Below are 6,148 nucleotides of genomic sequence, written 5' to 3' on the forward strand. Positions count from 1 at the left end.
TTCCGAACCGGGGGTGAACGATGACTGATCCCGACCAGAGCCTGATCGCCGTCCTGCTGGACCGCTCCGGCTCCATGCAGTCGATCAAATCCGATACCGAGGGCGGGCTGGCCGCCTTCTTCGAGGAGCAGCGCAAGGTCGAGAAAACCGTGCGGGTGACCTTCGCGCAATTCGACACCGAGTACGAATGCCTGTATTCGAACATCCCCCTCGAGCAAGTGCCGCCACCGGTTCTGCAACCCCGCGGCGGTACCGCACTGTACGACGGGATCGGGAAACTGGTCACCGATATCGGCACGGAACTGGCGGGCCGCCCGGAATCCGAGCGGCCCGGCACCGTGATCGTCGTCATCCTCACCGACGGCCACGAGAACTCCAGCCGCGAATGGACCCACGCGGCCGTCCGCTCGCTGATCGAACAGCAACAGAACCAGTACAACTGGGATTTCCTGTTCCTCGGCGCCAATATGGACGCCGTACAGATCGGCACCGAACTGGGTTTCGCACCCCAGCAGTCGATCACCTACGGCGCCGCACCCGCCGGGGTACAGGGCGTTTTTCGGGCGGCCGGTGCGTATTCGGGCCGTCTGCAAGCCCCAGGAGCTCCCGGGGCGGCCCGCGCCGCGGGGTTCACCGATGAAGAACGCCGCGATTCCAATCCGGGAGGGTGATTCCGGACTTCGGTGGTCCGCACCGATGGTTCACCGGCCGCGGGGAGCGAGCCCCGGCCGGACGATAGCGACGGCAGGTACCTGCCGCGGTTGCCGGTGGCCCGACTGCGGGAACCGCGGTGGCGGCCTATTCCGTTGACGTGGGGGCTGTTTCGACAGGCCGACGTTCGGGCTCGCGCGTACCGGAGTTGTCGGAAGCCGTCGGTGTAGCCCGTTTGCTCTCGGCCGATCCCGATCGCGACCGCGAGGTCCGGTCCGGATCCACCGCCCGCAGGGGGCGGCTCGGTAGGCGCGCCGCGACCCGATAGCCGCCGCTGGGTTTCGGCCCGGCGGTCAGCGCCCCGCCCAGCGCGTGGGTGCGTTCGCGCATGGCGATGATGCCCATTCCACGGGTGGGGCCGGTGTGTTCGGGTTTGCCGGTGGGCCGGGTGTTGTCGATGGTGAGGTCGACCGAGTCGGCGGTGAAACGGACGGTTACCGTGGCTTCGGCGCCCGGCGCGTGCAGCAGAACGTTGGTCAGTGATTCGGTGACGATCTGGGTCGCGGCCTCGTCGATGGCCGCGGGCAGCGATCCGGCCGTGCCCACGATCCGGGTGTGCACGGTCAGGCCGGCGATGCGGGGCTTGCGGAGGAGTTCGTCGAGGTCGGACATGGTCGGATCCGGGTCGCGCGGCGCTGGGGCCGGTGCGGGCGGTGGGGCGGCATCGTGTCCGGCGGGTTCGGAGGTGCGGGGGCGGTTCGGCGAGGTGCGGTCGCGCCGGGTGAAACCGCCGCGCCGGGCCGGTTTCTCACGTTCGCGCCGGGCAGGGGTGCCGGTGTCGCGTGGCGGCTGCTGTTCGCCGGCGGGCGGGGTGGAGCGGGCCGGATCCACCGACTGGATCGCGTGCCGCAGGGCCTGCACATCCTCGAGGGCGTTGCGGCTCGTGGTCTTGATCTCGGCGACCGTTCCCGCGGCCTTCGCCGATTTGTTCTCGACCTGCTGCAGCGCCATCCCCGACTGCACATTGATCAGCGAAAGATTGTGTGCCACCACGTCGTGCAGTTCCCGGGCGATCAGCAGGCGTTCGGTACTCACCTCGAGCTCCCGTAGCCGCTGTGCCGCGGTATCCGCCGCGGCGTCGCGTTCTCGGCGAGCCTGTACGAGCGCACGCTGCTGCCGCGCCATCACCACCAGAGCGGCGGCCAATGCCAGCCAGCTCAGCAGTCCGACCATCTGCCAGCTCGTCATCGCGGACTCTCCACCTGCACCACCCTATTCGCCCCTGGGCCGAACCCGGCGCTGCACACCCGGATTTGCCGTGCGCCAGAGGTATTGCCGTGGCGAATCGCGCGCCTCGGATACGAAACCGCGCGGCGGCGGCACGATGATCACCGCATCGGCGGCGGCACCCGTCGCGGCGCGGGTATGGTCCAGTGATGGTCGACCAGCAAGTGCGTTTACCGGACCTGTCAGCGCGGCCGTACGAGCTGACAGTGGAGCGAGTGATGAAAGCCTCGCCCGAACTGCTGTACCTCGCGTGGACCCAGGGCTTCGATATCTGGTTCGCGGAGCCCGCCACCGTACGGATGCGGCCCGAGGTGAACGAGCCGTTCTATTTCGAAACCCGGCACGAGGGGAGTATGCACCCGCACTACGGGCGGTTTCTGCGGCTCGAGCCCGGCCGGCTCGTCGAAATGACCTGGGTGACGGGTGCGGCGGGTACCGCAGGGGCGGAAACCGTGGTCCGGGTGGAGCTCGTCAAACAACCTCGGGGTATCCGGTTACGGCTGCGGCACAGCGGATTTGCCGACGAGGCCGCACGCGACCGATACCGCGCGACCTGGCCGAAGGCGCTGGCCCGCCTCGACGAGCGAACTTCTGCGGCCGGTTGAGTGGTGCGAGTAGGTTCGACACCGGACCCGAACGAATCGTCTTCGAAAGGATTGTGATGCCCACACGTACCGCGCGCACCGCATGGACCGGTGGTCTGCAGGATGGCTCCGGCCAGGTCGAGCTGGTCAGCTCGGGGGTCGGCAAGTACGAGGTGTCCTTCCCCAAACGTTCCGCCGACGAGGCCGGTGGCACCACCAGCCCGGAGGAACTGATCGCGGGCGCGCACGCGTCCTGCTACGCGATGGCCCTGTCGAACGAGATCGCCAAGGCCGGTGGTACCCCGGAGAGCCTCGACGTCTCGGCGGCGGTCACTCTCGGCCCCGACCCGGCCGGCGGATTCCGCATCAGCCGTATCGCACTGACCGTTCGCGGCCGGGTATCCGGCCTGGACAACGCGGGTTTCACCACGGCGGCCGCCGCGGCCAAATCGGGTTGCCCGGTGAGCAAGGCACTGGCCGGCGTGGACGAGATCACCTTGGACGCGGCACTGGAGTCCTGATCGTTTTCCCGGGCTCCCTCGCCTGCGGGGAGCCCGGGAAACCGGACCGGGTCAACGGCCGTGAGGGCGAAGGTCAGGCGTTCTTGCCGGCCACGTCCAGCACGACCTCGAACTCCAGCAGTGAGGCACCGGTGGCCACCGGCTTGTTCTGCTGACCGGCGTGCGCTTCCTTGGCCGGCCCGTCCCGCCACGCCGCGAAGGATTCCTCGGAATCCCACTGGGTGACGACGAAATACCGGTTCTCCCCGGCAGTCGGTCGCAGCAACTGGAAGCCGAGGAACCCCGGGGAGTTCTCGACGGCATGCGCACGGTGGGCGAACCGCTTCTCCAATTCGGGACCCGCGCCCTCGGGAATCTCGATCGCATTGATTTTCACAACAGCCATAGCACGAGCTTAGTGAAACCTGTGCCGAATACACTCGACCCGATGTTGCACGACGAAGGCGGGTCCGGGGTCCCGATACTGCTGCTGCACGGTCTGATGGGCAGCGCCCGGACCTGGGCCGATCAGGTGGTGTGGTTACGCGACCACGGCCATGTGTACACCTTCGACGCCGCGGGGCACGGCCGTCCGGCTCCGGCCGAACTCACCACCGACGCGTTCGTCGCCGATCTCGCCGAGGCCACCGCGGGGATCACCGAGCGGCTGGTCGTTATCGGGCATTCCATGGGTGGCCTGCACGGATGGGTTTTCGCCGCCGGGTATCCGGAGCGGGTCCGGGCGCTGGTGGTCGAGGATATGGCCGCCGACTTCACCGGCCGCACGGCCGCACACTGGGCGGCCATGATCGAAGCCTGGCCGCAGCCGTTCGCCGACGAGGCCCAGATGCTGGATTTCTTCGGTCCGGTGGCCGGTCGTTACTTCCTGAATTCGTTCGAACGGGCTCCGGACGGCTATCGGCTGCACGGGGAGGTGGCCACGTTTCGCGATATCTCCGAGGAATGGGGCACCCGCGCGTTCTGGTCGCAATGGGAACAGGTGCGCGTACCCACCCTGCTGATCGAGGGCGAACACACCATCACCCCGCCCGGCCAGATGCGCCGGATGGCCGGCCTTCATCCGGCAGCCGAACATATCGTGATCCCCGAGGCGGGCCACTTGGTCCACGATGACCAGCCCGTCCGCTACCGCGCCGCCGTCGAACGGTTCCTCGGCCGGGTGCTCGCCGCCGATGCCATCCCGGACAACTGATCCACGTAGCCCCCCGCGCGGGAGCCGTCTCAGCCCTCGCCGGCCAGGGCGAAGCGCCCGTCCACGGTCTGCTCGATCAGGCCGTCCACCAAGAGTGAATCGAGGGCGCGGTCGCGCTGGCCGGGGTCGCGGGTCCAAGCCAGGTCGAGGCGGATGCGGTCCACCGGCTCCGTCGCTGCCCGCAAAACATCCAGCAACCGGCCGCGCGCCTGGCGGTCGGTGCCCTCGTACTTCTGGGTCCGGCGCATGGATTCCTGCACCGGTCGGCCCGCCGTGACCCAGGCGCAGCGGGGTAGCGGACAGCGCGTGCAGTCGGGTGTGCGGGCGGTGCACACCGTGGCACCGAGTTCCATCAGCGCCGCGGAGAACACCGCCGCCCGGTCGACCCGGAGGGGCAGCAGCGCCTCGGTGTCGCGGAGATCGCGGGCTGCCGGGTTACCCGCCTCGCCGCGGCCGTGCACGGCGCGCGCCACCACGCGGCGAACATTGGTGTCCACCACCGGAACCCGCTGTCCGTAAGCGAAACAGGCGACCGCCCGCGCGGTGTAAGCCCCGATTCCGGGGAGCCCGAGCAAGACCTCCACATCATCGGGGACCTCGTCGGCGTGCTCGGTCGCCAATACCCGCGCGCATTCGTGCAACCGCAGGGCCCGGCGGGGGTATCCGAGTTTGCCCCAGGCACGCAGCACCTCGCCCGCGCTCGCCGCCGCCATGGCCGAGGGCACCGGCCAGCGCGCCACCCACTCACGCCAAACCGGTTCGACCCGCGAAACCGGGGTCTGCTGCAGCATGATCTCGCTCATCAGGATCTGCCAGGCCGTGACGCCGGGCCGGCGCCAGGGCAGATCGCGGGCGGTACGGGAATACCAGTCGATCAGTGCGTCGGCGTCGACGCCGGCCGGTCCCGGCGTAACCCGGTGCCCGCCCGCTTCCGATCCTGCGACTGCTCTGCTGCTCACCCGAACTCGCTCCATCCACCTCACCGTGCGAAACCACCGGCGACGCGCGGACCGACGCCGCGCCGTAACGGGACCGAAGCCGGGGGCAATACCGAATCGTGCAGAATGGACACCATGCCTCAGTCCAACCCGGTGAGTGCCTGGAAGTCGCTGCGTGAAGGAAACGAGCGCTTCGTCAACGGCACGTTGTTGCATCCTAGCCAGGGTGCTGCCGACCGAGCCAAGCTCGTCGGTGGCCAGAGCCCGACCGCCGTCCTTTTCGGTTGCGGCGATTCCCGGGTGGCCGCGGAACTGATCTTCGATCAGGGCCTCGGCGATATGTTCGTGGTGCGTACGGCGGGTCATGTCATCGACGCCGCGGTACTGGGTTCGATCGAGTACGGCGTGGGTGTGCTGAACGTCCCGCTCATCGTCGTCCTCGGCCACGACACCTGCGGTGCGGTCAAAGCGACCCTGGATGCGCTCGACGGCGGCGAGGTGCCGGGAGGGTTCATTCGCAGCATCGTCGAGAAAGTCACCCCGTCGATGCTGATCGGCCGCCGCGAGGGCCTGAACACGGTGGACGAACTCGAGGCCCGCCACGTGGTCGAAACCAGCAAGCTGCTGATGGAACGGTCGAAGATCGTCTCCGAGCGGGTGGAAACCGGCCAGTGCGCGATCGCCTGCGTCACCTACAAATTGGCCGAGGGCCGGGCGCAATTGCAGCGCGTCGTCGGCGAAATCGGGGAAACCGTCTAGCCGGATACACGCGGCACCGGCCCGCCGGATATACGGCCGGCCCGTGGCGGCCCGGCCGGGCGCCCCCGGGTACCGGGTGCCGGTGGCCGCGCGCGAATTGCTCACCCGCTACTTCGATGTCTCGTATGAGCACCGCGCGGTGACCGCGCTGCTGCTCCGGGATATCGCGCCCCTGGGTGAGCTGGGTTTCCTGCGGAATGTGGTGGATTGGCGCCG

At 68.7% G+C, this 6,148-nt stretch carries 8 protein-coding genes; 5 read left to right on the plus strand and 3 right to left on the minus strand.

The window, feature by feature from the left end; all coding sequences use genetic code 11:
- Positions 1-20: 20 nt before the first annotated feature.
- Positions 21-671: a vWA domain-containing protein gene (locus QH276_RS32235; protein ID WP_280399923.1), complete on the plus strand. Its 651-nt coding sequence runs from the start codon at positions 21-23 to the stop codon at positions 669-671.
- Between the two features lie 127 nt (positions 672-798).
- On the opposite strand, the gene QH276_RS32240 is transcribed toward QH276_RS32235, so the two are convergent.
- A complete protein-coding gene (locus tag QH276_RS32240; RefSeq protein WP_280399924.1) occupies positions 799-1,899 on the minus strand; it encodes a sensor histidine kinase in 1,101 nt (366 codons plus the stop codon).
- 188 nt (positions 1,900-2,087) lie between these two features.
- On the opposite strand from QH276_RS32240, the gene QH276_RS32245 reads away from it, so the two are divergent.
- Entirely contained in the window at positions 2,088-2,543 is a 456-nt protein-coding gene (locus QH276_RS32245) for an SRPBCC family protein (protein ID WP_280399925.1), read from the plus strand.
- 56 nt (positions 2,544-2,599) lie between these two features.
- Positions 2,600-3,043, plus strand: a complete 444-nt coding sequence (locus tag QH276_RS32250) for an OsmC family peroxiredoxin (protein WP_280399926.1) — start codon at positions 2,600-2,602, stop codon at positions 3,041-3,043.
- A gap of 73 nt (positions 3,044-3,116) precedes the next feature.
- On the opposite strand, the gene mhuD is transcribed toward QH276_RS32250, so the two are convergent.
- Complete coding sequence (gene mhuD, locus QH276_RS32255; RefSeq protein ID WP_280399927.1) at positions 3,117-3,428, minus strand: mycobilin-forming heme oxygenase MhuD; 312 nt, start codon at positions 3,426-3,428, stop codon at positions 3,117-3,119.
- Positions 3,429-3,470: 42 nt separating this feature from the next.
- Here mhuD and QH276_RS32260 point away from each other — a divergent pair, with 42 nt between their 5' ends.
- On the plus strand, positions 3,471-4,235 hold the full coding sequence (locus QH276_RS32260) for an alpha/beta fold hydrolase (RefSeq protein ID WP_280399928.1): 765 nt from the start codon (positions 3,471-3,473) through the stop codon (positions 4,233-4,235).
- A gap of 29 nt (positions 4,236-4,264) precedes the next feature.
- Here QH276_RS32260 and QH276_RS32265 read toward each other — a convergent pair whose 3' ends face one another.
- Positions 4,265-5,113: an A/G-specific adenine glycosylase gene (locus QH276_RS32265; protein ID WP_280399935.1), complete on the minus strand. Its 849-nt coding sequence runs from the start codon at positions 5,111-5,113 to the stop codon at positions 4,265-4,267.
- A gap of 195 nt (positions 5,114-5,308) precedes the next feature.
- Between QH276_RS32265 and QH276_RS32270 the strand changes: the two genes are divergently transcribed.
- Positions 5,309-5,932, plus strand: a complete 624-nt coding sequence (locus QH276_RS32270; protein ID WP_280399929.1) for a carbonic anhydrase — start codon at positions 5,309-5,311, stop codon at positions 5,930-5,932.
- Positions 5,933-6,148 lie beyond the last annotated feature (216 nt).

It is taken from the genome of Nocardia carnea (genome assembly GCF_029869215.1).
GTDB lineage: Bacteria > Actinomycetota > Actinomycetes > Mycobacteriales > Mycobacteriaceae > Nocardia > Nocardia carnea_B.

What these genes read in the sequence shown, in the direction of transcription:
- QH276_RS32235 (WP_280399923.1), top strand. Translation starts at nt 21, where the DNA reads ATGACTGATCCCGACCAGAGCCTGATCGCCGTCCTGCTGGACCGCTCC.
- QH276_RS32240 (WP_280399924.1), bottom strand. Translation starts at nt 1,899, where the DNA reads ATGACGAGCTGGCAGATGGTCGGACTGCTGAGCTGGCTGGCATTGGCC.
- QH276_RS32245 (WP_280399925.1), top strand. Translation starts at nt 2,088, where the DNA reads ATGGTCGACCAGCAAGTGCGTTTACCGGACCTGTCAGCGCGGCCGTAC.
- QH276_RS32250 (WP_280399926.1), top strand. Translation starts at nt 2,600, where the DNA reads ATGCCCACACGTACCGCGCGCACCGCATGGACCGGTGGTCTGCAGGAT.
- mhuD (WP_280399927.1), bottom strand. Translation starts at nt 3,428, where the DNA reads ATGGCTGTTGTGAAAATCAATGCGATCGAGATTCCCGAGGGCGCGGGT.
- QH276_RS32260 (WP_280399928.1), top strand. Translation starts at nt 3,471, where the DNA reads ATGTTGCACGACGAAGGCGGGTCCGGGGTCCCGATACTGCTGCTGCAC.
- QH276_RS32270 (WP_280399929.1), top strand. Translation starts at nt 5,309, where the DNA reads ATGCCTCAGTCCAACCCGGTGAGTGCCTGGAAGTCGCTGCGTGAAGGA.